The sequence below is a fragment of the Thermomonas carbonis genome (assembly GCF_014396975.1).
Classification (GTDB): Bacteria; Pseudomonadota; Gammaproteobacteria; order Xanthomonadales; family Xanthomonadaceae; genus Thermomonas; species Thermomonas carbonis.
In genome coordinates this window covers 3,403,358-3,426,684 of sequence record NZ_CP060719.1, presented here as the reverse complement: position 1 = coordinate 3,426,684, position 23,327 = coordinate 3,403,358, and the positions used below count along the sequence as shown (strand labels likewise).

17 protein-coding genes and 3 pseudogenes are annotated in these 23,327 nt (G+C 65.8%); 9 read left to right on the top strand and 11 right to left on the bottom strand.

What is annotated here, in order from left to right; genetic code table 11:
• The first annotated feature begins 26 nt into the window (after positions 1 to 26).
• Genes rlmB through H9L16_RS15820 form a run of 3 tightly spaced genes read left to right on the top strand, consistent with a single transcriptional unit; the run spans position 27 to position 2,305 of the window.
• Positions 27 to 776: a 23S rRNA (guanosine(2251)-2'-O)-methyltransferase RlmB gene (rlmB, locus tag H9L16_RS15830; protein WP_187552577.1), complete on the top strand. Its 750-nt coding sequence runs from the start codon at positions 27 to 29 to the stop codon at positions 774 to 776.
• A 5-nt stretch (positions 777 to 781) separates the two neighbouring features.
• Positions 782 to 1,993 (top strand): DmpA family aminopeptidase, encoded by a 1,212-nt coding sequence (locus H9L16_RS15825; RefSeq protein ID WP_187552576.1) that lies wholly within the window; start codon positions 782 to 784, stop codon positions 1,991 to 1,993.
• A 42-nt stretch (positions 1,994 to 2,035) separates the two neighbouring features.
• Positions 2,036 to 2,305, top strand: coding sequence for a CBU_0592 family membrane protein (locus H9L16_RS15820; RefSeq protein ID WP_187552575.1), 270 nt, complete (start codon positions 2,036 to 2,038; stop codon positions 2,303 to 2,305).
• 6 nt (positions 2,306 to 2,311) lie between these two features.
• Here the strand turns inward: H9L16_RS15820 and rnt are convergent, their stop codons facing one another.
• Positions 2,312 to 2,947, bottom strand: coding sequence for a ribonuclease T (gene rnt, locus H9L16_RS15815; protein ID WP_187552574.1), 636 nt, complete (start codon positions 2,945 to 2,947; stop codon positions 2,312 to 2,314).
• Between the two features lie 83 nt (positions 2,948 to 3,030).
• Here rnt and H9L16_RS15810 point away from each other — a divergent pair, with 83 nt between their 5' ends.
• From H9L16_RS15810 to H9L16_RS15790, 5 genes and pseudogenes are all read left to right on the top strand, one after another.
• Positions 3,031 to 5,457: a GH92 family glycosyl hydrolase gene (locus H9L16_RS15810; protein WP_187552573.1), complete on the top strand. Its 2,427-nt coding sequence runs from the start codon at positions 3,031 to 3,033 to the stop codon at positions 5,455 to 5,457.
• A 17-nt stretch (positions 5,458 to 5,474) separates the two neighbouring features.
• Positions 5,475 to 6,470, top strand: coding sequence for a carbohydrate kinase family protein (locus tag H9L16_RS15805; protein WP_187552572.1), 996 nt, complete (start codon positions 5,475 to 5,477; stop codon positions 6,468 to 6,470).
• The gene (locus H9L16_RS15800) at positions 6,457 to 7,689 is read left to right on the top strand and encodes an AGE family epimerase/isomerase (protein ID WP_187552571.1); all 1,233 of its coding nucleotides are present in this window, start codon (positions 6,457 to 6,459) and stop codon (positions 7,687 to 7,689) included. Before H9L16_RS15805 ends, H9L16_RS15800 begins: the two co-directional genes overlap by 14 nt.
• An 8-nt stretch (positions 7,690 to 7,697) precedes the next feature.
• A complete protein-coding gene (locus H9L16_RS15795; protein WP_229796487.1) occupies positions 7,698 to 9,107 on the top strand; it encodes a glycoside hydrolase family 47 protein in 1,410 nt (469 codons plus the stop codon).
• A gap of 275 nt (positions 9,108 to 9,382) precedes the next feature.
• A pseudogene (locus H9L16_RS15790) lies at positions 9,383 to 10,845 on the top strand (Hsp70 family protein).
• Between the two features lie 16 nt (positions 10,846 to 10,861).
• Here H9L16_RS15790 and H9L16_RS15785 read toward each other — a convergent pair.
• From H9L16_RS15785 to pstS (H9L16_RS15745), 9 genes and pseudogenes are all read right to left on the bottom strand, one after another.
• On the bottom strand, positions 10,862 to 11,614 hold the full coding sequence (locus tag H9L16_RS15785) for an HvfC family RiPP maturation protein (protein ID WP_187552570.1): 753 nt from the start codon (positions 11,612 to 11,614) through the stop codon (positions 10,862 to 10,864).
• The gene (locus tag H9L16_RS15780; protein ID WP_187552569.1) at positions 11,611 to 12,435 is read right to left on the bottom strand and encodes an HvfB family MNIO-type RiPP peptide maturase; all 825 of its coding nucleotides are present in this window, start codon (positions 12,433 to 12,435) and stop codon (positions 11,611 to 11,613) included. The genes H9L16_RS15785 and H9L16_RS15780 overlap by 4 nt, the downstream gene beginning before the upstream one ends.
• A gap of 21 nt (positions 12,436 to 12,456) precedes the next feature.
• Entirely contained in the window at positions 12,457 to 12,897 is a 441-nt protein-coding gene (locus H9L16_RS15775; protein ID WP_187552568.1) for an HvfA family oxazolone/thioamide-modified RiPP metallophore, read from the bottom strand.
• Between the two features lie 114 nt (positions 12,898 to 13,011).
• On the bottom strand, positions 13,012 to 13,707 hold the full coding sequence (gene phoU, locus H9L16_RS15770; protein WP_187552567.1) for a phosphate signaling complex protein PhoU: 696 nt from the start codon (positions 13,705 to 13,707) through the stop codon (positions 13,012 to 13,014).
• Positions 13,707 to 14,522 (bottom strand): phosphate ABC transporter ATP-binding protein PstB, encoded by an 816-nt coding sequence (gene pstB / locus H9L16_RS15765; protein ID WP_187552566.1) that lies wholly within the window; start codon positions 14,520 to 14,522, stop codon positions 13,707 to 13,709. Before pstB ends, phoU begins: the two co-directional genes overlap by 1 nt.
• Positions 14,523 to 14,571: 49 nt before the next feature.
• Positions 14,572 to 15,459 (bottom strand): phosphate ABC transporter permease PstA, encoded by an 888-nt coding sequence (pstA, locus tag H9L16_RS15760; protein ID WP_425507206.1) that lies wholly within the window; start codon positions 15,457 to 15,459, stop codon positions 14,572 to 14,574.
• Positions 15,456 to 16,417 (bottom strand): annotated as a pseudogene (pstC, locus tag H9L16_RS15755) (phosphate ABC transporter permease subunit PstC). The gene pstA and the pseudogene pstC overlap by 4 nt, the downstream one beginning before the upstream one ends.
• A 131-nt stretch (positions 16,418 to 16,548) precedes the next feature.
• Positions 16,549 to 17,649, bottom strand: coding sequence for a phosphate ABC transporter substrate-binding protein PstS (gene pstS / locus H9L16_RS15750; RefSeq protein WP_187552565.1), 1,101 nt, complete (start codon positions 17,647 to 17,649; stop codon positions 16,549 to 16,551).
• A gap of 154 nt (positions 17,650 to 17,803) precedes the next feature.
• Positions 17,804 to 18,823: a phosphate ABC transporter substrate-binding protein PstS gene (pstS, locus tag H9L16_RS15745; protein WP_187552564.1), complete on the bottom strand. Its 1,020-nt coding sequence runs from the start codon at positions 18,821 to 18,823 to the stop codon at positions 17,804 to 17,806.
• Between the two features lie 277 nt (positions 18,824 to 19,100).
• On the opposite strand from pstS (H9L16_RS15745), the gene H9L16_RS15740 reads away from it, so the two are divergent.
• Positions 19,101 to 20,414, top strand: coding sequence for an OprO/OprP family phosphate-selective porin (locus H9L16_RS15740; protein ID WP_187552563.1), 1,314 nt, complete (start codon positions 19,101 to 19,103; stop codon positions 20,412 to 20,414).
• Between the two features lie 193 nt (positions 20,415 to 20,607).
• On the opposite strand, the pseudogene H9L16_RS15735 reads toward H9L16_RS15740, so the two are convergent.
• A pseudogene (locus tag H9L16_RS15735) lies at positions 20,608 to 23,240 on the bottom strand (TonB-dependent receptor domain-containing protein).
• Between the last annotated feature and the right edge of the window lie 87 nt (positions 23,241 to 23,327).

The following is a 23,327-nucleotide window of genomic DNA, read 5'->3' as shown; positions in this document are numbered from 1 at the left end:
GTGCCCGGCTCGGGCACAATAGGCCCATGAGCAAGCAAGCCCAATGGATCGTCGGCCTCAACGCGGTGGCCTCGGCGCTGGAACACGACGCCGAGCACGTGCGGGAGGTGCTGCTGGAGGCCGGCGGCAAGAATCCGCGCATCGCCGAGATCGAACAGGAAGCGCGGCGCAAGGAGATCGATGTCCGCCGCGTTCCGCAGAACGCGCTGGATGGCGTGGCCGGCGGCGTGCGTCACCAGGGCGCGGCGGCCCGTTATGCGGCAGCCAAGACCTGGGACGAGCACGAACTGGTCGGCCTGGTCGAAGCGGCCGGCGGCAAGGCGATGGTGCTGGTGCTGGATGGCGTGCAGGATCCGCATAACCTGGGCGCCTGCCTGCGCAGCGCGGCCGCGGCAGGCGCGACTGCGGTGGTGTTCCCGAAGGACAAGGCGGTGCAGCTCAACGCCACCGTGCGCAAGACCTCGGCGGGTGCGGCGGACACGCTACCGGTCTTCAGCGTGACCAATCTCTCGCGCACGCTGCGCGATCTGCAGAAGGCCGGTGTTTGGATCTACGGCTTCGCTGGGGAGGCCACGGCCTCGTTCTACGCGCTGGACCTCAAGGGCAACATCGCGCTGGTGATGGGCAGCGAGGGCGACGGCCTGCGCCGGCTCACCCGCGAGAACTGCGACCAATTGGTGAAGATCCCGATGCCGGGCGAATTCGAGAGTCTGAATGTCTCCGTGGCCACCGGCATCGCATTGTTCGAAGCCGTGCGGCAGCGGGTCAGCGGATGATGCGGATGCGCCGGTTGCTGGCCTTGCCGTGCGCCGCACTGTTGCTGGTGGCGAGTGCGCATGCGGCACAGCCCGAAGCGCGCTTGCGTGCGCGCGATCTCGGCATCGCGCCCGGGATTTTCGCGCCCGGCACCAACAACGCGATCACCGACGTGGCGGGCGTGCGCGTGGGTCAGGTCAGCGTGCGCGAAGGCGAGCGCATCCGCACCGGCGTCACCGCGATCCTCCCGCATGAAGGCAATGCCTATCTGTCGCGCGTGCCCGCCGCGATCCACGTCGGCAACGGTTTCGGCAAGCTGGCAGGCAGTACCCAGGTGATGGAACTGGGCGAACTGGAAACCCCAGTCCTGCTCACCTGCACGTTGTGCGTGTGGAAGGCCGCGGATGCGATGGCCGGGTGGATGCTCGAACAACCCGGGATGGAAAAAGTGCAGTCGGTCAATCCCGTCGTCGGCGAAACCAACGATGGCGGCCTGAACGACATCCGCGCGCGGCCGATCGAGGCGGTGCACGTGCGGCAGGCGCTGCAACAGGCGCGTGGCGGCGTGGTGGCGGAGGGCAGCGTGGGTGCGGGCACCGGCACGGTGGCCTTCGGTTGGAAGGGCGGGATCGGTACGTCCTCGCGCAAGCTGCCGGCGACGCTGGGTGGCTGGACCATCGGCGTGCTGGTGCAGAGCAATTACGGCGGCGTGCTGCAGATGGGCGGCGTACCGGTGGGGCGCGAGCTCGGCCAGTACGCATTCAAGCAAGCGGTCGCGCATGCGCAAGTCAACGCGCACGAATCGCTGGCGCAATGGTCGCGTGGTCCGGCCGACGATCGCGGCGACGGATCGGTGATCGTGGTGATCGCCACCGATGCACCGTTGTCCGATCGCAACCTCAGGCGGCTGGCCTCGCGGGCGATGATGGGTCTGGGCCGCACCGGCAGTTCGGCCTCGAACGGAAGCGGCGACTACGCCATCGCGTTTTCCACGGCCAGAGAGGTGCGCCGCACGTTCGGTGGCGAACGCCTGCGCACCGAGGAGCTCGCCAACGACCAGACCAGCGCGCTGTTCCAGGGGGGCGTGGATGCGGTGGAAGAAGCGGTCTACAACTCGCTGCTGATGGCCACCACCGAAAGCGGCAACGGTACGACGGTCGAAGCGATCCCGCTCGATCGGGTGCGCAAGGCGTTGCGCAAGCACGGCATCGTGCCACCGGCGCGCGACCACGATTGACCACCGCTTGCGCCGCGCGCGCAACGAAAGAAGGAGAACACGATGGCACTGGAATTGGCGTGGTACGACTGGGTGGGCCTGCTGGGCACCGTGACCATCCTGTTCGGTTTTTTCCTGCTGCAGGCGGGTCGCCTGGCGGGCACCGGCCTGATCTATCAACTGCTCAACCTGTTCGGCGCCGCCGGGATCCTGGTGTCGCTGATCGGCAAGTTCAACCTCGCCGTATTCCTGCTCGAAGCCGCCTGGATGGCGGTGAGCCTTTACGGGATCGTGCGGTCGTTCAAGGCGAGATCGAAGGTGCCTCAAGCCTGAGCCCGGTCACAACCGCGGCCACGCATTCGCGATGATGCAGAACAACTGGGCGGTACGTTCGGTGTCGTAGACCGCCGAGTGCGCTTCGCGGCTGTCCCAGTCCAGGCCGGCGGCGTGCACCGCGCGCGCCAACACCGTCTGCCCGTACGCCATGCCCGCCATCGTGACCGTGTCGAACACGCTGAACGGGTGGAACGGATTGCGCTTGTGTTGCACGCGATTGATCGCCGCGTTGAGGAAATTGAGATCGAAGTGCGCGTTGTGGCCGACCAGGATCGCGCGCTGGCAGCCATGCCGCTTCGCCGCGGCGCGCACCGGCGCGAACACTCTGTCCAGGCCCTCGCGTTCCGGCACCGCGCCGCGCAGCGGGTGGTCGACCTTGATGCCGGTGATCTCGAGCGACTTCGGGTCGATGCTGGTACCCGGCGCCGGTTCGATGTGCGCGCTGACCACCTCGCCGGGCACGAAGCGGCCGTGTTCGTCGAGTTCGATCGGCACCGCCGCGATCTCCAGCAGCGCGTGCCTGTTCCAGTCGAAGCCGCCGGTTTCGACGTCCACCACCACTGGCAGATAGCCGCGGAAGCGCTCGGCCATCGGCTTGAAAGCGGCGGCGTGGATGGGGGTTGCAGGGGGTTCGGTCATCGTGACAGCGTAGCAGCGTGTTGACGCTGCGGGCGCGCCTGCCTAGGGTGCGCATTCCGCCACGACGCGTGCCGACGATGCCCATGTTCCGGGATTTCCGCTGCATCGTGCTGCCCGTACTCGCGGGATTGCTGGCCTGCATGCCTGCGCTGGCCGGGACCAAAGGACTCAAGCGCGAGGTCAACACCTTCATCGGCACCAAGGATGACGGCAACACCTTCCCCGGCGCGTCGGCACCCTTCGGCATGATCCAGGTCAGCCCGATCACCGAGCACTACGCCGGCTACCGCTACGACGACAAGAAGATCCGCGGCTTCGGCCATTCCTTCGTGTCCGGTGCCGGCTGCTGGGAACAGGGCGGACAGGTCGCGGTGCTGCCGGTGACCGGGACGATCGGGCCGGGTGGACGCTTCGACACCAGCGATGCGAAGGCCAAGTCGTTCGACTACAAGGCCTACGCGGCGAGCTACACGCATCAGGGCGAAGTCGGCCAGGCCGGTTACTACAAGGTGCGGCTGACCGATGCCGGCGGCATCGATGCCGAAGCCACCGCGCTGACCCGCGCCGCAGCGGAACGCTACACCTTCGCGGCCAGCGAGAAGACCGGTCATGTGCTGGTCAACGTCGGCCAGGCCAACGAGAAGCACGAGGTCGTGGGCAGCGTCATCGAGGTCGTCGGCGACCGCGCGGTCGAGGGCAAGCTGGTCACCAGCAGTTTCTGCGGCGGCAAGCAGTACACCACGTGGTTCCGCATCGAGTTCGATCGCGCGTTCAAGGCGTTCGGCACCTGGGATCGCGACGGCGGCATTCCCGGCGGTCGCCACAGCGTCGGCACCCAATGGGATGTCGCGAACGGTGCGTGGCTCAGCTTCGACCTCGGCGACGCGCGCAGCGTGACCGCAACCAGCGCGATCTCGCATGTCGATGCCGATGGGGCGCGCCGCAACCTCGATGCCGAAGGCAAGCGTGACGGCAAGTTGCTTGGATTCGACGCGATGCGCACGCAGGCGCAGGCCGCATGGCGCAAGGAACTCGCCGTGGTGCGTATCGACGGTGCTTCGGCCGACGATCGCGTGGTCTTCGATACCGCGCTGTACCACGCCTTCCTGCAGCCGATGACCGGCAGCGACGCCGATGGTCGCTATCGCGGCTACGACGACAACATCCACGTTGCCGAAGGCTGGACATATCACGAATATTTTTCGCTGTGGGACACCTATCGCACGCAGAACCAGTTGCTGGCGATCCTCAAGCCGGCGCGCACGCGCGACATCGCCCGCTCGATGCTGGCGATCCACGACCAGATGGGCTGGTTGCCACGCTGGGGTTACGCGAATTTCGACACCAACATCATGACCGGCGACCCGGTCACGCCGTGGCTGGTCGATCTGTGGCGCTTTGGCGCTTTGCAAGGTCGCGAGCGCGAGGCCTGGCAGGCGCTGTGGCAGAACGCGAACGGTCGTCCGCCGGCGATGTCGCGTGCGCAGGGACGCGCCGGCAACGACACCTATCTCGCGCAAGGCTTCGTGCCGTATGACCGTGCGTATCCGTCGAAGGGCATGGACGTGGATCAGCATCACGGCGGTTCGGCCACGCTGGAATACGCACTGGGCGATTGCGCGCTGTCGCAGATGGCCAGTGCGCTGGGCGAAACCGACATCGCCACCACCCTGCGCGAACGCGGCCGCAATTGGCGGCGCGTGTGGGATGCGCACGTGACCGACAAGGAATTGGGCTTCCGCGGCTTCCCGCGGCCGCGCATCGAAGGCGGCAGCTTCTACGTGCCTGCGCACGGCAGCTACAGCCCGCGTTCCAACCACGGCTTCCACGAAGGCACCGCCTGGCAATACCAATGGCTGGTGCAGCAGGACGTGCCGGGGCTGGTGGTGGCGATGGGCGGCATCGAACAGGCGCGCAAGCGGCTGGATGCGTTCTTCGCCCACGATGACCTGGCGAATGACGTGCAGGGCGGTGCGCGCAAGCACTGGGTGGTCGGGCCGTACAGCTACTACAACCAGTTCCGCTACAACCCGAACAACGAGCCCGGCCTGCACGCACCGTGGATGTACACATTGCTCGGCCAGCCTTGGAAGACCGCCACCGTCGTGCGCGCCGCGCAGGCGCTGTTCACCAACGCGCCGAATGGCGTGACCGGCAACGACGACCTCGGCACGATGTCGGCGTGGTACGTGTTCAGCGCGATCGGCCTGTATCCCGCGGTGCCAGGCACCGGCCAGTTGCTGCTGCATGCGCCGCGCTTCGCGAAGGTGGAACTCGATCTTGGCGATGGCCACAGGCTGAGCATCACGGCAGCGAACGCGAATGCCGGTGCGGTGCAGGCCATCGACGGCGTGCGCATCGATGGCCAACCGCATGCGCAGGCCTGGGTCGATTGGGCGATGCTGCGCGATGGCGGCAGCATCGACTTCAGGCTTGGCTCGCGCGCCGATCCGGACGGCTGGGGCACCCGCCCGCAAGACCTGCCCGCGTCGCCCTGCGCCGCGCCATGAACCCGCACGAGACCCGCATGCGTCCCATCCTCTGTTTCGGTGAAGCCCTGATCGACTTCCTCGCGCGTCCGGGCGAGACAGTGGATGCACCGCGCGCATTCCTGCAGTTCGCCGGTGGTGCGCCGGCGAATGTCGCGGTTTCCGTCGCACGGCTCGGCGGCAACGCGCAGTTCATCGGCATGCTGGGCCGGGACATGTTCGGCGACTTCCTGGTCGACAGCCTGCGCGATGCCGGCGTCGGCATCGACGGTATCGTCCGCACCGAGGAAGCGAAGACCGCGCTGGCCTTCGTTGCGCTGGACGAAGCGGGCGAACGCAGTTTCAGCTTCCATCGCCCGCCGGCCGCCGACCTGCTGTTCCGCGACGAGCACTTCATCCCCGCGATGTTCGAACATGCGGCCGCGTTGCATGCCTGCTCCAACAGCCTCACCGAACCGGCCATCGCCGGGGCCACTTATGCCGGCCTGCGTCGCGCGCGCGCGGCCGGTGCGCTGGCCAGCGTAGACCTCAACCTGCGGCAAGTGCTGTGGGCTGCGGATGTCGATCCCACGCCCTGGTTGTGGCGTCTGCTGGATGAAGCGGTGTTGGTGAAGCTGGCGCGCAACGAACTCGACTATCTCGCCGCACCGTTAGGCAGTGAGGACGCGGTGTTCGAGCGACTGTTCGCGGCGCAGGCACGCCTCGTATTGGTGACCGACGGCGCCGCCGACATGCAGTGGCGCACGCGCGATGCGCACGGCACGGTACCCGGCTTCCGCGTCCGCGCGATCGACACCACCGCCGCCGGCGATGCCTTCGTCGGCGGTCTGTTGTTCACGCTTGCGCAGCATGGCGTCGATGCCACCAGCTTCGATGCCTTCATCGCCGATGAGGTCGCGATCCGCGACGCAATGCGCTTCGCCGCCGCATGCGGCGCGCTGGCCGTCACCCGCCATGGCGCATTCGCTGCCATGCCCGATTTCGCAGACGTGCAGCGCTTGCTGCAGGACGAGGACATCCATGGACCAGCCTGACTTCCGTTCGCCCGAATTCCTGCGCGCGCATATCGCGCAGACCATGGCGTTCTATCACCCGCGCTGCATCGACACGGCCGGCGGCTTCTTCCACTACTTCAAGGATGACGGCACGGTCTACGACGCCAGCCATCGCCACCTGGTCAGCAGCACGCGCTTCGTCTTCAACTACGCGATGGCCTGGCGCGAATTCGGCAACGACGAATATCGCAAGGCGATGCTGCATGGCCTGGACTACCTGCGCCGCGTGCATCTGGACACCGAGACCGGCGGCTATGCGTGGACGATCCGCGACGGCGTGGCCGAAGACCGCACCAATCACTGCTACGGCCTGGCTTTCGTACTGCTGGCGTACTCGCACGCGCGCATGGCCGGCGTCGGCGATGCGCGCGGCTGGATGGACGAGGTCTGGTCGCTGCTGGAAGCGCGTTTCTGGGAGCCCGAGCACGGCCTGTACAAGGACGAGGCCGACACCAACTGGAACTTCAGCGACTACCGCGGCCAGAACGCCAACATGCACATGTGCGAGGCGATGCTGGCCGCGTACGAGGCGAGCGGCGATTCGCGCTGGCTGGATCGCGCGCTGCTGCTGGCGAGCAACGTGACCCGGCGGCAGGCGGCGAAGGCCGGTGGCCTGATCTGGGAACATTACGACCGCGACTGGAACGTGGACTGGAATTACCACCTCGACAATCCCAAGGATCTGTTCCGGCCCTGGGGCTTCCAGCCCGGCCACCAGGCCGAATGGGCCAAACTCCTGTTGATCCTCGATCGCCACGTCGCTACCGAGTGGCTGGCACCGATGGCCTGCCATCTGTTCGAGAGCGCGATGGCGCGTGCGTGGGACACGGAACGCGGTGGCCTGTACTACGGTTTCGCACCGGAATCGCGCCGGCCGCCGGGCATGGAGGGCGCGCCGATCGGTGGCGACAGTTTCACCTGCGACGACGACAAGTATTTCTGGGTGCAGGCGGAATCACTGGCCGCGGCCGCGTTGCTGGGGGCGCGCTTTGATGAGCGGAAATACTGGGACTGGTACGAGCACCTGTGGTCCTACGCCTGGGCGCACATGGTCGATCACCAGCATGGCGCGTGGTTCCGCATCCTCGACGCTGACAACCGCAAGATCGACGACAACAAGAGCCCGGCCGGCAAGACCGACTACCACACCATGGGCGCGGCTTACGAAGTGATGAACCTGCTGAGGCCGGCGCAATGAGCGGCGGCATGCTTCGTGTGCTCGGGCTTGCCGCCCTCCTGCCGATGCTGGCGATGGCACCGGCGTTGGCGCAGGCACCCGCCGGATACATCGCGCCGCCGGCGCCGGTGTATGCGCAGCCGATGGACGATGCCGAGGCCGCACGCCTGGCGGTGCGCGTGCGCGAGGAAACCCGGCATGCGTGGCAGGGTTACATGCAATACGCGAAGGGCCACGACGCACTCAAACCGCTGAGCAAGAAGCCGCACGACTGGTATCCGCACTCGTTGCTGATGACGCCGGTGGATGCGCTGGACACCTTGCTGCTGATGGGCCTGGACAAGGAAGCCGCCGAAGCGCGCGAGCTCATCGCCACGCAATTGTCGTTCGATCACGACATGCCGGTGCAGAATTTCGAGGTCGTCATCCGCCTGCTGGGCGGCCTGCTGTCCGGTTACCAGCTCACTGGCGATGAGCGCCTGCTCGCATTGGCCGACGACTTGGGCAAGCGTCTGCTGCCGGTGTTCGAATCGCCCACCGGCCTGCCGTACACCCACGTCAACCTGCGCACCGGCGCGGTCAAGGGCAAGGTCAGCAACCCGGCGGAAACCGGCACCCTGCTGCTGGAATTCGGCACGCTGTCCAAGCTCACAGGCAAGCCGATCTACTACGACAAGGCCAAGCGTGCGCTGGTCGCCACCTTCGAGCGACGCTCGAAGATTGGCCTGGTCGGTAGCGCCATCGATGTCGAAACCGGCGAGTGGACCAACCGCAACAGCCATGTCGGCGGCGGCATCGACTCGTACTACGAGTACCTGCTCAAGTGCTGGAATCTGTTCGGCGACCAGGACTGCAAGCGCATGTGGGAGCAGAGCGTCGACCCGATGAACCGCTACCTCGCCGACGAAGCGCGCGAAGGCGAACTCTGGTACGGCCATGCCGACATGGACAGCGGCGTGCGTGGCGCCAGCCAGTACGGCGCGCTGGATGCGTTCCTGCCGGCGGTGCTTGCGCTGGGCGGCGACCTCGACCGCGCCGCGCGCCTGCAGCGTTCCGGCCAGACGATGTGGCGGATGCATGGCATCGAGCCGGAAGCGCTCGACTACCGCAAGATGGAGGTGATCTCCGGCGGCTACCAGTTGCGCCCGGAGATCATCGAGTCCGCGTATTACCTCCATCACTACACCCGCGACCCGCGCTGGCGTGCGATGGGCCGCGAGTTCTTCGACGACTTCGTCCGGGGATGCCGCACCGACGCGGGCTTTGCCGCGATCAAGGACGTGCGCACGATGGAGCAGCGCGACTCGATGGAGAGCTTCCTGCTGGCAGAAACCTTCAAGTACTACTGGCTGCTGTTCTCGCCGCCATCGGCGCTGGACTTCGATGGCGTGGTGTTCAACACGGAAGCGCATCCGTTGCGGAAGACCTGGAAGGAGTGAGCGGCGACATTCGGTCCACTTGAACTTTGTAGCCCGGGCAAGGCCAAAGGCTGCACCCGGGAACCATCGCACTCACCCCGGATGCGCTTCGCTTATCCGGGCTGCAAGAGCTGCGACGGCGGCAAGCCGGGACGAATGCAGCGAGTTCCGGGTAGTCTCACGCGCTTTTCCGCAGGGACCTGGACGAGACTCGACATGGATGGAGCTTTTCGTGAAGGGTGGATGCCCGGATGGCGCGATGTAGCGTGCCGATTGATACCAACGAGCATGACGCAATGAGACTCGGGATCGATTTCGGCACCAGCTATTCGGCCGCCGGGGCCGTCGTGGGCGACGGTGTCGAATTGTTGACGTTCGGCGAGGAGAAGCAGTTTCGAACGACGGCATATTTCCAGCAGCAAGTGCCCGATCCCAGTCAGTTCACACTGAGTCCCGCACTCGAAGCCGAAGTCGACAGCCTGGTTCGCAAGAGTCGCAATGATCAGACCCGCCAGGCGCATCGTGCGGGCGCGTTGCGCGCGCGCGCCATGCAGATTTCCAATGAGGCGGGCAGGGAACGGGAACTCGGCCTGATCCCGAATGTCGTGCTTCGCTCCGGGGTGCAGATGCGACAAGAAGCGGTCAGCGCCGTCCGCAGGCGATGGCTCGAAGAGCAGGTGCGGACCTCCAGGGCATCGGCCGCCTCACTCCAGAACGCGGTCTATGGCGACCAGGCGATCGAAGCCTATCTCGCCGAGGGCGGCGGACATCTCGTGGATTCTCCGAAATCCATGCTCGGCTTTGCGCTGGGAAGTCACGCGCGTGCTGTATTGCTGCGCATCGCGACCTATGTGCTTGAACACATCCGGCTGTCGGCGGTGCAGCAACTCGAAACTGATGTCCGCAGCGCGCTGATCGGCCGGCCCGTGCGGTTTCGCAGCTCGATCGGGGATGCCGGCGGCCTTCAGGCGTTGGCGATCCTGCGCGAGGCCGCGGCTGCCGCCGGATTCGATGATGTGGAATTCCTGGAGGAGCCAGCCGCAGCCGCGATGGGATATCACGCCACCCAGAAAACCGCGCAGCGTTGTCTGGTGGTGGATATCGGCGGCGGTACCACCGACATCGCGATGGCCAAGGTCGGGGGCGAAGGTCCAGGCCGGAAATCCTCGGTTCGTGGGGGACACCCATGGGCGGACAGGACGTCGACCTGGACCTCAGCCTGGCGAACTTCATGCAGTTGCTGGGCAAGGGCCGCTCACGTATTCCGGTCCACCTGTTTTCGGATGCGGCGCGTGTGCACGAGGTGCACCGCCAGGCGGATTTCATGCGCCATGACTTCAGCCGCTACGATCAGCCATATGCCGATCGCCTGCGGCGTTTGCAGGCGTTCGGCAATACCGTTCGCCTGAACCGGCAGGTAGAGATCACCAAGAAGCTGTTGAGCGAACGCAACACGGTTGCCGCTCTTCTGGACTTCATCGAAGAAGACCTGGTCGCGACGGCTACGCAGCAGGATTTGTCGCTGGCGGCAGAGCGCTATCTCGACGTGTTGGCCGAATTACTCGAAACAGCGCGTGCGGACATCGCGCAGCAGCCGGAGGTGATTCTCCTCACCGGCGGCATGTCGCGCGCGCCCTACGTCCAGGCGGCTGTTCGAGCGATCTTTCCGGGGGTTGCCGTGACCAGAGGCGATCCGTCGTTGGGGGTCGTGACCGGGCTTGCCGTTGCCGCAAATCGGGCCCGCGCCGCGCGCAAGTGAACTTTGCGGCAGATTTTCACGCCTCCGCGCGAATGCCCGGCAACACGCCTTCATCGCGCAGCCGCAGCAGCATTGGCCTGGCCTGGTCGATGAACGCATCGACATCGGTCTGACCGGCTTCAACCGCAAGCTGTTCCAGCAATGCGCGACCAGTCTCGCTGCTCTCCGCACCCACCAGCTCCAGCAGGCGGAACAGCAACGGCGACAGCATCGAGAAATGCACGCGGCCGTCGGTCTCGCGACGCAGCAACACCAGCGTGGGTTCTTGCGGCGGTTCGACGGGTTGGAAGTCCGGCCCGATCCGGTGCACCGGCCATCGATATGCGAGTGACCACGCCAGCGGCGAGAGCACCGGCACGCCATCGAGCAGATCGCCTTTCGGATCGTGCAGCGGCGCGACCTCTTCGCTGAGTTGCAGGCCGAGTTCGGCCCATTCGTAGTGCGCGAGTTCGGGTAGCCAATGGCGCGCGGGATCGGTGCCGGCGTCGGATTCCAGGAATGCGATGAACTCGCGGCCGAGCTCGGTGAACAGCGGCGTGTGGCTGCGATGGCGCGACAGGAAGCCGCGCACCAGCGCGCGCCAGTCGGCATCGCCCAGGGTCTTGCGGATGACCGGGAAATTGCCGGCCAGCAGTCCGTCGAGGTTGTTGAAGACCAGATCGCTGTAGATCTTCAGACGTCGCGTTTCGATGCCGGGCGGGCCGGGGTGCGCATCCGGGTCGCGCACATGCGCGGCAAGTGCGTCCAGTTGTTCTCGCAACTCGCTCATGCGGCTCGCGCCTGCAGATCGCGGATGCGCTGCACTTCGTCCAGAAGCGCGGCCAATGGCGGGAAATTGAAGTCGCGCTCGAGCAGGGTGGGGCACAGGCCATGCACGCTATACGCATGCGCGAGCAGGTCCCAGACCGCGTCTTTCACCGGCGCGCCGTGGGTGTCGACCTTGAGGTCGTCGGCTTCGTCGTAGTGGCCGGCGATGTGGATGCTGACGATGCGGTCGGTGGGCATCGCGTCGATGAAGGCGCGTGCGTCGTAGCCGTGGTTGATCGCATTGACGTGGACGTTGTTGACGTCCAGCAGCAGGTCGCAGTCTGCCTCGCGCAGCACGGCATCGATGAAGTCGATCTCGCCGAGCGCCTGGTACGGCGCGGCGTAGTAGCTGACGTTCTCGATGGCGATGCGCCGGCCCAATGCATCCTGCACCTGCGCGATGCGGCCAGCGACATGGCGCGCGGCTTCCTCGGTGAACGGGATCGGCAGCAGGTCGTACAGATGGCCGCCTGCGCTGCAGTAACTCAGGTGCTCGCTGTACAGCGGGACGCGATGGCGTTCCAGGAACTCGCGGGTCTTGCGCAGGAACGGCATGTCGAGCGGATCCGGGCCGCCCAGGGACAGCGACAAGCCGTGGCAGCTCAACGGATGCCGCGAGGACAGTATTGCGAGTTTCTCGCCCAGCACGCCACCGACACCGATCCAGTTGTCCGGCGCGCACTCCAGAAAATCGAAGGCGCCCGCAGGCGCCTCGATCAATTCGTCCAGCAGGGCGCGTCGCAGCCCGAGGCCCGCGGCGCATGCTGGCAAGGCATCAGCCATGCGCAGTCAGGGACATGCGGTTCAGGGCGAGCCGCCGCACTTGCCCTCGCCGCATTTTCCTTCACCGCACTTGCCCTCGGTGGCGGTCTTGCCGTCGCCCTTGGCCTTCATGTCGGCGTGGTGCTTGTCCATCTCGGCCTGGCTGATGAAGCCGTCGCCATCGTGGTCATGGCTGGCGAACTTATCTTCCTTGCCCTTGTGCGCGGCATCGAACTCGGCGCGCGACAGCCGGCCGTCCTTGTCGGTGTCCATCTTCGCCATGCCGCAGCCGCCTTCGTGGGCATCCTTGGCCTTGCCGCCGCACTTGCCCTCGCCGCACTTGCCTTCGCCGGCCTTCGCGGCGGCAGCCTTGTCCTGCATGTAGCCATGCGCCATCGCGTCCATCGAGAACAGCGAGCCGGCGGCGACGGCGGCGACGGCGGCACCGACCAGCAGCGCCAGGGGTTTGCGGGTATGCGACATGGTGGAACTCCTTGCGCGGGCGCGCATCACGGGAGCGCCGATGCTACCCCCGGCTGCACGCGGCGGCCAGCTTCATGCAAGCCACCGCGCATTCATCCCGCCCGGGCGGGGCGTTCAGACCACCACGCTGTTGGTGTCGTCGCGCTTGTCGCGTGGCGGCATCAGTTCTTCGCCGTGGATCAGGAACCACACGTTCTCGGCGATGTTGGTCGCGTGGTCGCCGATCCGCTCCAGGTTCTTGGCCATGAACAGCAGGTGCGTGCACGGCGTGATCGCGCGCGCGTCCTCCATCATGTAGGTCAGCAGCTCGCGGAACAGGCCGGTGTAGAGCGTGTCCAGTTCGGCGTCGCTGGCGCGCACGCGCAGGGCGGCCTCGCCATCGCGCGCGACATAGGCATCCAGCACGTCGCGCACCTGGCGTGCGGCCATGCGGCCCAATGCATCCAGTCCGCGCGTGTGCGGCAGCGGCGGTGCCAGGTTCAGCGCCATCGAACGCTTGGCGATGTTGGCGGCGAGGTCGCCGATGCGCTCGATGTCCGAGGCCACCCGCAACGCGGCCAGGATCACCCGCAAATCGCCGGCCAGCGGGCCGCGGCGGATCAGGCGGATCACGTCGTGGTTGACCTGCTGCTCCAGTGCGTCGATCGCCTCGTCGTTGCCGATCACGCGTTCCGCGGCCTTGTCGTCGCGGCGTTCGACCACGTCCAGCGCGGCCTCAAGCTGCGACACCGACATCTGGCCCATGCGGATCAGTTCGTCCAGCAGCACGCGCTGCTCGTCGTCGTAACTCTTGACGATGTGGTTGTTCATCAGCCGAACCTCCCGGTGATGTAGTCCTCGGTCTGTTGCTTGACCGGATTGTTGAAGATCTGCTCGGTCGGGCCGTGTTCGATCATGTCGCCCAGGTACATGAAGGCGGTGAAGTCGGACACGCGCGCGGCCTGCTGCATGTTGTGGGTCACGATCATGATGGTGAAATCGCGCTTGAGTTCCTCGACGAGCTGCTCGATGCGGCTGGTCGAGATCGGATCCAGCGCCGAGGTCGGTTCGTCGAGCAACAGCACGTCCGGCTTCAGCGCGACCGCGCGGGCGATGCACAGGCGCTGCTGCTGGCCACCGGACAGGCCAAGGCCGCTTTCCTTCAGCTTGTCCTTGACCTCGTCCCAAAGCGCGGCCTGGCGCAACGCCAGTTCGACGCGTGCGTCGAGGTCGGCCTTGTTCAGCTTCTCGTGGTGGCGGATGCCGTAGGCCACGTTCTCGTAGATCGTCATCGGGAACGGCACCGGCTTCTGGAAGACCATGCCGATCTTGCTGCGCAGCCGGTTCATCGGGTATTTCGGGTCGAGGATGTTCTCGCCGTCCAGCAGCACTTCGCCTTTCGCTTCCAGCGTCGGGTACAGCGCGTAGATCCGGTTGAACACCCGCAGCAGGGTCGACTTGCCGCAGCCCGATGGGCCGATCAGCGCGGTCACGCGGTTCGCCGGCACGTCGATGTTGATGTTCTTGACCGCGTGGAACTTGTCGTACCAGAAGTTCAGGCCGCGCGCGGACACCTTCACCGGCGGTGCCAGCGGAAGCGCGGTGTCGCGCGCGTGGGGGGCAACGGCGAGGTGTGCATCGTTCATGGGATCGATCCGCGTGAAGTTGGTCATCGGTGCGTCAGTCATTCGCGCATCAGTCATTGGAAATCTTGTTGCGCAGCAGCAGCGTGCGCGCGACCAGGCTTACCGCGAGCACGAACAGCGTCACCAGCAACGCGCCGGCCCAGGCCAGGTGTTCCCAGTTCTCGTAGCCGGAACCGGCGAACTTGTACATGACCAGCGGCACTGCGCTCATCGCGCCGGAGGCGTCGAGGCTGAAGAACTCGTTGCCGAAGGCGGTGAACAGCAGCGGCGCGGTCTCGCCGGAAATGCGGGCGAGCGCGAGCAGGATGCCGGTGACGATGCCGGGCAGCGCACTGCGATACAGCACCTGCATGGTCACCTTCCACTGCGGCACGCCCAGCGAGAGCGCGGCCTCGCGCATCTGGATCGGCACCAGGCGCAGCATTTCGTCGGTGGTGCGCACCACCACCGGCAGCACGATGAAGGCCAGCGCCAGCGCGCCGCCGATGGCGGAGAAGTTGCCGCCGGTCTGCATCACGAATGCCGCGTACACGAACAGGCCGAGCACGATCGACGGCGCCGACAGCAGGATGTCGTTGACGAAGCGCACCACCGTGCCGAGCTTGCGGTGATTGCCGACTTCGGCCAGCCACGTGCCGGCGGCGATGCCCAGCGGGGTGCCGATCGCCACGCCCATGCCGCACATCATCAGGCTGCCTACGATGGCGTTGCGCAGGCCACCGGCTTCCAGCGGCGGCGGCTGGTCCTGGGTGAACAGCGAGAGGCTGAGATGGGCGAGCCCCTTTGACAACAGCGTCCACAGGATCCAGCCGAGGAAGGCCAGGCCGAAGATCGCGGCGGCGCAGGCCAGGCCGATCGCGATGATGTTGGTCAGGCGACGACGGCGATACAACTTTGCGGCGGCCTGGTCATGCGCGGAGAGAGTGGGCGTGCTCACCGGTTGCCCTCCTTGCGGGACAGGTTTGCCAGCATCAGGCGGGCGATCGCCAGCACCACGAAGGTGACGATGAACAGCACGAAGCCGAGCAGCAGCAGGGCCGCGCGGTACTCCTCGGTCGCTTCGCCGAAGTCGTTGGCGATCAATGCCGCGATGGTGGTCGACGGCTCCAGCAGCGAGGTGGTGAAGTTGACGCTGTTGCCGATCACGAACGCGACCGCCATGGTTTCACCCAAGGCGCGGCCAAGGCCGAGGAATACACCGCCGATGACCGCCGACCGCGTGTAGGGCAGGACGATGTCCCAGCTCACTTCCACTTGGTCGCGCCGAGCGCGTAGGCCGATTCCTTGAGTCGCGACGGCACGGTCAGGAATACCTCGCGCATCACCGAGGAGATGAACGGGATCACCATGATCGACAGCACGATGCCGGAGGTGAGCATGCCCGCACCGATCGGCGGGCCACGGAACAGTGCGCCGATCAGCGGGATCGGCCCGACGTTTTCGTCGAGCCAGGGAATCATGTGTTCGCGCATCACCGGCATCAGCACGAAGAAGCCCCACATGCCGTAGATGATCGAGGGGATGCCGGCCAGCAGTTCGATCGCCGTGCCGACCGACGAACGCATCCAGCGCGGCGCGACCTCGGTCAGGAAGAACGCGATGCCGAAGCTCACCGGCACCGCGATCAGCATCGCGATCAAGGCGGTGACCACGGTGCCGTAGATCGGTACCAGAGCGCCGTACTTGTTCTCGACCGGGTTCCAGTCGCTGCTGAAGAAGAAACTCAGGCCTTCGCTGGCCAGCACGCTGCGGCCACCCCACAGCATCGACAGCGCGGCACCGGCCAGGGTGACCAGCACGAACACCGCGGTTGCGCCCAGCATCCAGCGAAACAACTTGTCGTTGCGCGTGTCGGCGATGTCGCGTTCCGACACGGGAAGGGCGATGGAGGTCATCTGTTTCGCTCGTCATCCCGGCGTATGCCGGGATCCAGTTCTGATGGGGTTGGCATGCGTTACGAACAGATCCCGGCCTTCGCCGGGATGACGCAGGGGCACAGGCGGACGCGAGCGTCCGCGCCGCTGCGTCACTTCAGCTGCGCGGCCCAGTAGGCCTCGACCTGCTGCACCAGTTCTGCCGGCAGCGGCACGTAGTCCAGCGACTGCGCCTGCGCGGTGCCGTTGGCATAGGCCCAGCGGAAGAACTCCAGCGCGGCCTTGGCATCCGCGGCGTCGCGCGGCTGCTTGCGCATGAGGATGAAGTTGGTCGCGGCGATCGGCCACGCGTCTGCGCCGGGTGCGTCGGTGATCACCAGGTTGAAGTCCTGTGCGTTCTTCCAGTCGGCACTGGCGGCGGCGGCCTCGAACGATTGCGCATTCGGCTGCACCCATGCGCCACTCGCGTTCTGCATCGCCGCGTGCGCCATCTTGTTCTGCAGCGCGTAGGACAGCTCGACATAGCCGATCGCGCCCTTCAGCTGCTTGACGTAGGACGACACGCCTTCATTGCCCTTGCCGCCCACGCTCTGGCCGGTCCAGTTGACCGTAGTGCCCTCGCCGACCGCGGTCTTCCATGCCGGGCTGACCTTGGACAGGTAGTTGGTGAAGTTGTAGGTGGTGCCCGAACCGTCCGAGCGACGGACCACGTGGATCTTGTCTGCCGGCAATGCCGTGCCGGGATTGGCGGCGGCGATCGCGGCGTCGTTCCACATCGCGACCTTGCCAAGGTAGATGTCGGCGAGCAGCGCGCCGGTGAGGCGCAGCTTGCCGGCCTCGATGCCGGGCAGGTTCACCACCGGCACCACGCCGCCGATGGTCGACGGGAACTGCACCAGGCCGTCCTTCGCCAGTTCTTCGGGTGCCAGCGGCTTGTCGGAGGAGCCGAAGTCCACGGTGCCGGCCTTGATCTGGGCGATGCCGCCACCGGAACCAATCGACTGGTAGTTGACCTTGTTGCCGGTGGCCTTCGCATAGTCGGCGGACCACTTGGAGATCAGCGGATACACGAACGACGCGCCGGCGCCGGTGATCTCGGCAGCGACCGCGTCGCTAGCCGGAGCCGCGGACGCTGTTGCGGCGGTCGGTGCGGCATCGCCCGTGGCGGCCGGTGCGGACTCGTTCTTGCAGGCGGCCAAGCCCACGATCAGGCAGGCGGCAAGGGTGGCGACGCGGGGCAGTTGACGGTTCATGCGGGTCTCTTCGATGCATCGTTCGGATGCCGACATGAAATGATGTTTTTGTGACACGTAGATGACAGCGTCAAGGGTTTCGTCAGAAACGCGGTGCGGGCCACGAAAAAGCGGGCCCGAAGGCCCGCTCGTCCATGCAGCAGCGCGGTGTGGATCAGTACTTCAGCTGCGCAGTCCAGTAGGCCTCGACCTGCTTGACCAGCGCGTCCGGCAGCGGCACGTAGTCCAGCGACTTCGCCTGCGCGTCGCCATTGGCGTACACCCACTTGAAGAAGTCCTTGGCATTCTTCGCGCCTTCCATGTTCTTCGGCGACTTGTACATCAGGATGAAATTGGTCGCGGTGATCGGCCAACTGGCCTCGCCCGGTGCATTGGTCATCACCAGGTAGAAGTCCTGCGCCTTGCCCCACTCGGCGGCGGCGGCGGCGGCGGAGAAGCTGTCGTCGCTCGGGTTCACGTAGTTGCCGGCCAAGTTCTTCAGGCGGCTGTAGGTCAGCTTCTGCTGCAGCGCATAGGACAGCTCGACGTAGCCGATCGCGCCGTTGATTTGCTTGACATAGGCGGCCACGCCCTCGTTGCCCTTGCCACCGATGCCCACCGGCCACTTGACCGTGGTGCCTTCGCCGACCTTGGCCTTCCATTCCGGATTGACCTTCGACAGGTAGTTGACGAAGTTGAAGGTGGTGCCGGAGCTGTCGGAGCGACGCACCACGGTGATCTTCAGGTCGGGCAGGGCCACGCCGCCGTTCAGCGCGACGATGCGCGGGTCGTTCCACTTGGTCACCTTGCCCAGGAAGATGTCGGCCAGCAGTTCGCCGTCCAGCTTCAGCGCGCCGGACTGCACGCCCGGCACCTTCAGCACCGGCACCACGCCGCCGATCACCGACGGGAACTGGGCCAGGCCGAACTTCTTGAGCTCTTCCGGCTTCAGCGGGGCGTCGGACGAACCGAAGTCCACCGTCCCGGCCTTGATCTGGGCGATGCCGCCGCCGGAGCCGATCGACTGGTAGTTGACCTTCTTGCCGGTGGCGCCGGCGTAGTCGGACGACCACTTCGACATGACCGGATACACGAACGATGCGCCGGCACCGGTGACGTCATTGGCGGAAGCATTGAAGGCGAAGGCGGTGGCCAGCACGAGGGCGGTGGCGCGCAGCTTGAGGAACTTGGACACGCAGGACTCCTGGGTAAGGGCGGCGTCGCCGCTTTAGTCGTGCATTCCACTGCGGTTCGATGACAGAACCGTGTTGCGAACATGACCGTTCGATGACACTTGGGTTCACGCTGCACGGACATCCCGCTGTGCTTGAGCGCCGGCTTTCATCGAACTGTCATGTTTCAACAACATGATTGTCAGAATCGGGTCGCAGGCTTTGCCCGTTTCACGGCTCCTTAACGGTCGCCACGCCGTCGCCGCCGACCCCAACGCACTTCCTTCCCGGAGCACGACCATGCAACGCAAGACCCTCGCCCTCGCCGTGACCCTGGCGCTGGCCGCCACCAGCTTCAGCGCCGCCGCGCAGGATTCGCGCGATGCGGAGATCGCCGCGCTCAAGCAGCAATTGATGGATCTGGCCGCCAAGGTGCAGGAGCTCGAATCGCGCACCGACGCGCAGTCCGACGTCAATTTGGACACTGCGACCCAGCTCGACAACCTCAGCAACAACGTCGCCAAGGTCGAGACCAAGGGTGGCATCAAGGTCACCTCGGCCGACAAGAACTTCGAGGCTTCGCTGGGTGGCCGCATTCACTTCGATGCCTACAGCTTCGACAGCGACGTGGCCGCGACCACCGACACCACCGAGTTCCGCCGCGCGCGCCTGACCCTGTCCGGCAAGGCGTTCGGTTGGGAATACAAGATGGAGAACGATTTCGCCGCAGGCAGCAACCTGGACGGCTTCCGCGACCTGTACATCGCCCGCAACATGCTGGGCGGCAAGGTCACCATCGGCCACTTCAAGCCGTACCGCTCGATGGAAGAGCTGACGAGCTCCAACGAGATCCTGCTGATGGAGCGCCCCAGCACATCGGCCACCGGCATCTACAGCGGCCGCCAGTTCCAGCAGGGCGTGGGTTACCTGAAGGCCGGCAGCAACTACACCTTCGGCGTGAGCGCGTTCAACATGCGCAGCGCCCCGACCGCGCGCACCGAGGGCATGGGCATCTCCGGCCGCGCCACCTGGGCACCGATCGACAGCGGCACCAACACCCTGCACCTGGGCGGTTCGTACAGCCACGAGAACCTCAACAAGGGCACGCCCAGCGTGTCCGCGGTGTCCAACTACGCGGGTCGCCGCGGCCCGTCGCTGACCATGGCCACCACCAGCGCCGCGATCGGGGCCAACGATTCGCAGGTCGACACCTTTGGCCTGGAAGCGGCCTATCGCAACGGCCCGTTCTTCGTGCAGTCCGAGTACGCGCGTGCCAGCTTTGGCCAGGCCAACGGCGGTTCGCAGGACGTCGATGCGTTCTACGTGCAGGGCAGCTTCATGCTCAACGGCGGCCTGAAGGTCTACAAGGGCGCGACCGGCGTGTTCGGTTCGCCGGTGGTGCCGGCCGACAAGGGCCTGTGGGAACTGGTTGCGCGCTACGACGTGATCGAGAACCAGGATCTTCTCGACACAAAAACCACCTCGGCGCTGCTGGGCATGAACTACTACATCAACCCCAACATGCGGGTGATGCTGAACTGGACGCAGGGCAAGAACGACAAGACTGGCGACGAACCGTCGCAGGTCGCGCTTCGCACGCAGTTCGCGTTCTGATGCGCGCCGCCAGGCAGTGAATCAACGCCCCGCCTCGTGCGGGGCGTCGTGCGTCCGGGCTCAGTCGGCGACGCCGTGATGCTGCGGCTGAAATCGCCGTGAAAGCCGTGGCCGCCGGTGAGCGCGCGAGATCCATGCAGGCACAAGAGGCCCGGTGGCATTGGCCACCGGGCCGGTATGCGAAACGCCGCGGTCAGAACGAGGCGCTGAGGGTGAGTGAATAGCTCTGGCCAAGGTCGTAGCGATTCACGTCGAGGACGTTGCCACCTGCCTCCTGGTACTCGTGATACTCCTCGCCCAGCAGGTTGCGGGCCTCGAAGCTGAGGGTCAGCTTGGTGTCGCCCCACTTCATTGCCTTGCGCGCCACGAAATCGACGTTGGTGCCCGGGTTGAACAGGACATCCGGCTGACCCGGGCGACCGCGCGCCACGATGCGCTCGCTGCCATAACCCACCAGCAGGATCGCCTGGCTACCGCTGATCGGGTTCTCGATGCCGAACTGCAGGTTGGTGAGGTGGTCGGACTGCCCTGCATCTGGCTGCCGTCGCGGATCAGTTCCGCGGCCGGGCGTGGCTGTCCGTTGCCGCCGAGAGGGAAGGTGACATCGTCCGCTTCCACGATGACCTCGGAATCGGACCAGGTGTAGTTGACGCCAATCACCAGCCGGTTGCCGTCCAGCCAGCCGCCAAGGTCGTACAGCTTCTTGTAGTCGAGTTCCACGCCGGTCAGCGTCGCCCTCGGCGCGTTGAGGAAGGTCTGCTGCACCGTGGCGCCAGCCTCGTTGACCACGGTTTCCACCGGTCGGTCGATATCCTTGTAGAACACGCCGGCGGTGAAGTACTGCGCCTCGCCGAAGTACCACTCGAAGCGCGCATCGAGATTCAGCAGTTCGCTGTCGACCAGGTAGGGGTTGCCGATCAGCACGCGGTCTGTGTCGATGTCCAAGTACTGCTGCGGTGCCAGTTCGCGGAATTGCGGGCGGGCGATGGTCTTGGACGCGCCCAGGCGCAGCTGCATGTTGTCGCTGAGTGTCCAGGTCGCGGTCAGCGCCGGCAGGAAATAGTCGTTCTCCAGCGGCGTGGCACCCGTCAAGGGCTGGTCGCCGAACAGGTCGATCGGACTGACGCTCTGGGTTGCGTCCTCGTAGCGTACGCCTGCGGTCACCCGCAGGTTGTCGAGCAACTGGGACTCGGCTTCCACGTAGAGCGCACTGGTTTCCAGCGTGGCGTCATACGCGGCAGCACCATCGGCACCGGTGGTCTCGCGCAGGGTAAGCAAGCCGGTGTCGATGTTGTAGTGCGACAGCAGGTAGTCGACGCGCTCCAGGCGGACGTTCGCCGGCAGCGACCCATTGAGGGCGAGGAAGCGGAACTCGCGTGAGATCGCGTCGCGCTGGTTGTCCAGCATGGCGAATCCGCCGCGCAGGGTGAAGGAACGTTCGGTCGGCAGCGTCCAGGTCAGGTCCGCCCCGTAGCTGTCGATGGTGTCGTCGACGTTGCTGAAGCGGGTGTAGTTCTGCTGCTGGGAGGCGTCATGCTCGTACCGGCCTTCGCCGGTCTTTTCGTAGCGGATGCCCTTCTCGTACGGGGCTTCGCGGCTGGCGGTGGCGTGCGCGGCGCGCCATTCCAGGAGCACCTCGCCATATTCGCCGAACCCATGCGAGCCGCTCAGCTGGGTGTTGACCAGTTCGCGCTCGTACCAGTAGGTGGTGTCGTCGCGCACGTTTCGGCCAGCGAGGTCGTCGTAGCCTTCACGGCTGCGGGTCTCCTTGCTGGTGTCGTGCACGTACATGGTGGTCAGTCCCACCTTGTGCTTGCCGGATTCGAAGCCGAAGTCCACCAGCCCGTTGACGGTGGCGTTGTTCTCGGTGGCGAGGTAATCGTAATCGGTCTTGACTGCGATCGCGCCGTTCTCGACCGTGCCCTCTTGCTGGACACCGTCCTTGGTGCGCCACGAGTTGCGCAGTCCGGCCACGGCGATGAAGCCGACCTTGGCGTCATCGCCGAACTCCACCGAACGGCCAATGCTGCCCTCGGCCTTGAAGTCGGGATCGATGTCGTCGGTCTGTTGCAGCAGGTTGAGCGGGGCGTTGACGAAGCTGCGCGCGATCGACTTCAGCTGGCTGTCGCTGAATTCGCCGGCATCGATGCGCTTGCCGCTGGCCATCGCTTCGGCCAGTGCGCCGTCGACCTTGCGGGTGCCGTCGTCATAGCCGAAGAAATCGCTGTCGGATCCGTAGTGGGTCAGGCCCGGCAAGGACGTGGTCTCGCTGTTGCCGCCGCCGCCGACCGACAGGGTGAGGAACGGGGTTTCCGGCACGGTGACCGGTTGCAGGTTGATGAGTCCGCCACCGAATTCGCCGGGATAACGCGCGGAATAGGTCTTCTGCACGTCCACGCCTTGCAGCACGTTGCTGGGGAAGAGATCGAGCGGGACCACGCGCTTCAGCGGTTCCGGGCTGGGCAGCGGCGAGCCGTTGAGTTGTGCGGAGGAATAGCGTTCATTGAGGCCGCGCACGTAGACGTATCTGCCTTCGGCGATGGCCAGGCCGGAGACCCGGGTCAGCGCCTGGGCTGCATTGTCGTCTCCGCCGCGCTGAAGATCCTCGCGGGTGACGACGGAAATCACCGCGGAACTCTGCAAGAGCGGTTCGGGAATGTATTCGGAGGTGACGACCACCGAATCGAGCTGGGTCGGTTCGTCCTTGTCCTGCGCCTGTTGGGGCTGCGCCTGGCTAGCCTGCGGGTCCTGCGCGAGCGCGGCGTTGCAGGCAAGCAGGGCGGAGATCGCCAGGAACAGGCCGGATCGGGAAAGGGGACGCTTCATGGGTACGGCCTTCGGGTCATTGGGGCGCAGCGACTTCAATCGGGCGCGAGCCACGATTCGACGCGGCTTGCGCAACATGCAGCCGGG

Coding starts and splice junctions, on each gene's coding strand:
- rnt (WP_187552574.1), bottom strand. CDS start 2,947: ATGACCGAACCCCCTGCAACCCCCATCCACGCCGCCGCTTTCAAGCCG.
- H9L16_RS15825 (WP_187552576.1), top strand. CDS start 782: ATGCGCCGGTTGCTGGCCTTGCCGTGCGCCGCACTGTTGCTGGTGGCG.
- rlmB (WP_187552577.1), top strand. CDS start 27: ATGAGCAAGCAAGCCCAATGGATCGTCGGCCTCAACGCGGTGGCCTCG.
- H9L16_RS15795 (WP_229796487.1), top strand. CDS start 7,698: ATGCTTCGTGTGCTCGGGCTTGCCGCCCTCCTGCCGATGCTGGCGATG.
- H9L16_RS15820 (WP_187552575.1), top strand. CDS start 2,036: ATGGCACTGGAATTGGCGTGGTACGACTGGGTGGGCCTGCTGGGCACC.
- H9L16_RS15775 (WP_187552568.1), bottom strand. CDS start 12,897: ATGTCGCATACCCGCAAACCCCTGGCGCTGCTGGTCGGTGCCGCCGTC.
- H9L16_RS15785 (WP_187552570.1), bottom strand. CDS start 11,614: ATGAGCGAGTTGCGAGAACAACTGGACGCACTTGCCGCGCATGTGCGC.
- H9L16_RS15810 (WP_187552573.1), top strand. CDS start 3,031: ATGTTCCGGGATTTCCGCTGCATCGTGCTGCCCGTACTCGCGGGATTG.
- pstB (WP_187552566.1), bottom strand. CDS start 14,522: ATGAACGATGCACACCTCGCCGTTGCCCCCCACGCGCGCGACACCGCG.
- H9L16_RS15800 (WP_187552571.1), top strand. CDS start 6,457: ATGGACCAGCCTGACTTCCGTTCGCCCGAATTCCTGCGCGCGCATATC.
- H9L16_RS15805 (WP_187552572.1), top strand. CDS start 5,475: ATGCGTCCCATCCTCTGTTTCGGTGAAGCCCTGATCGACTTCCTCGCG.
- H9L16_RS15740 (WP_187552563.1), top strand. CDS start 19,101: ATGCAACGCAAGACCCTCGCCCTCGCCGTGACCCTGGCGCTGGCCGCC.
- phoU (WP_187552567.1), bottom strand. CDS start 13,707: ATGAACAACCACATCGTCAAGAGTTACGACGACGAGCAGCGCGTGCTG.
- H9L16_RS15780 (WP_187552569.1), bottom strand. CDS start 12,435: ATGGCTGATGCCTTGCCAGCATGCGCCGCGGGCCTCGGGCTGCGACGC.
- pstS (WP_187552565.1), bottom strand. CDS start 17,649: ATGAACCGTCAACTGCCCCGCGTCGCCACCCTTGCCGCCTGCCTGATC.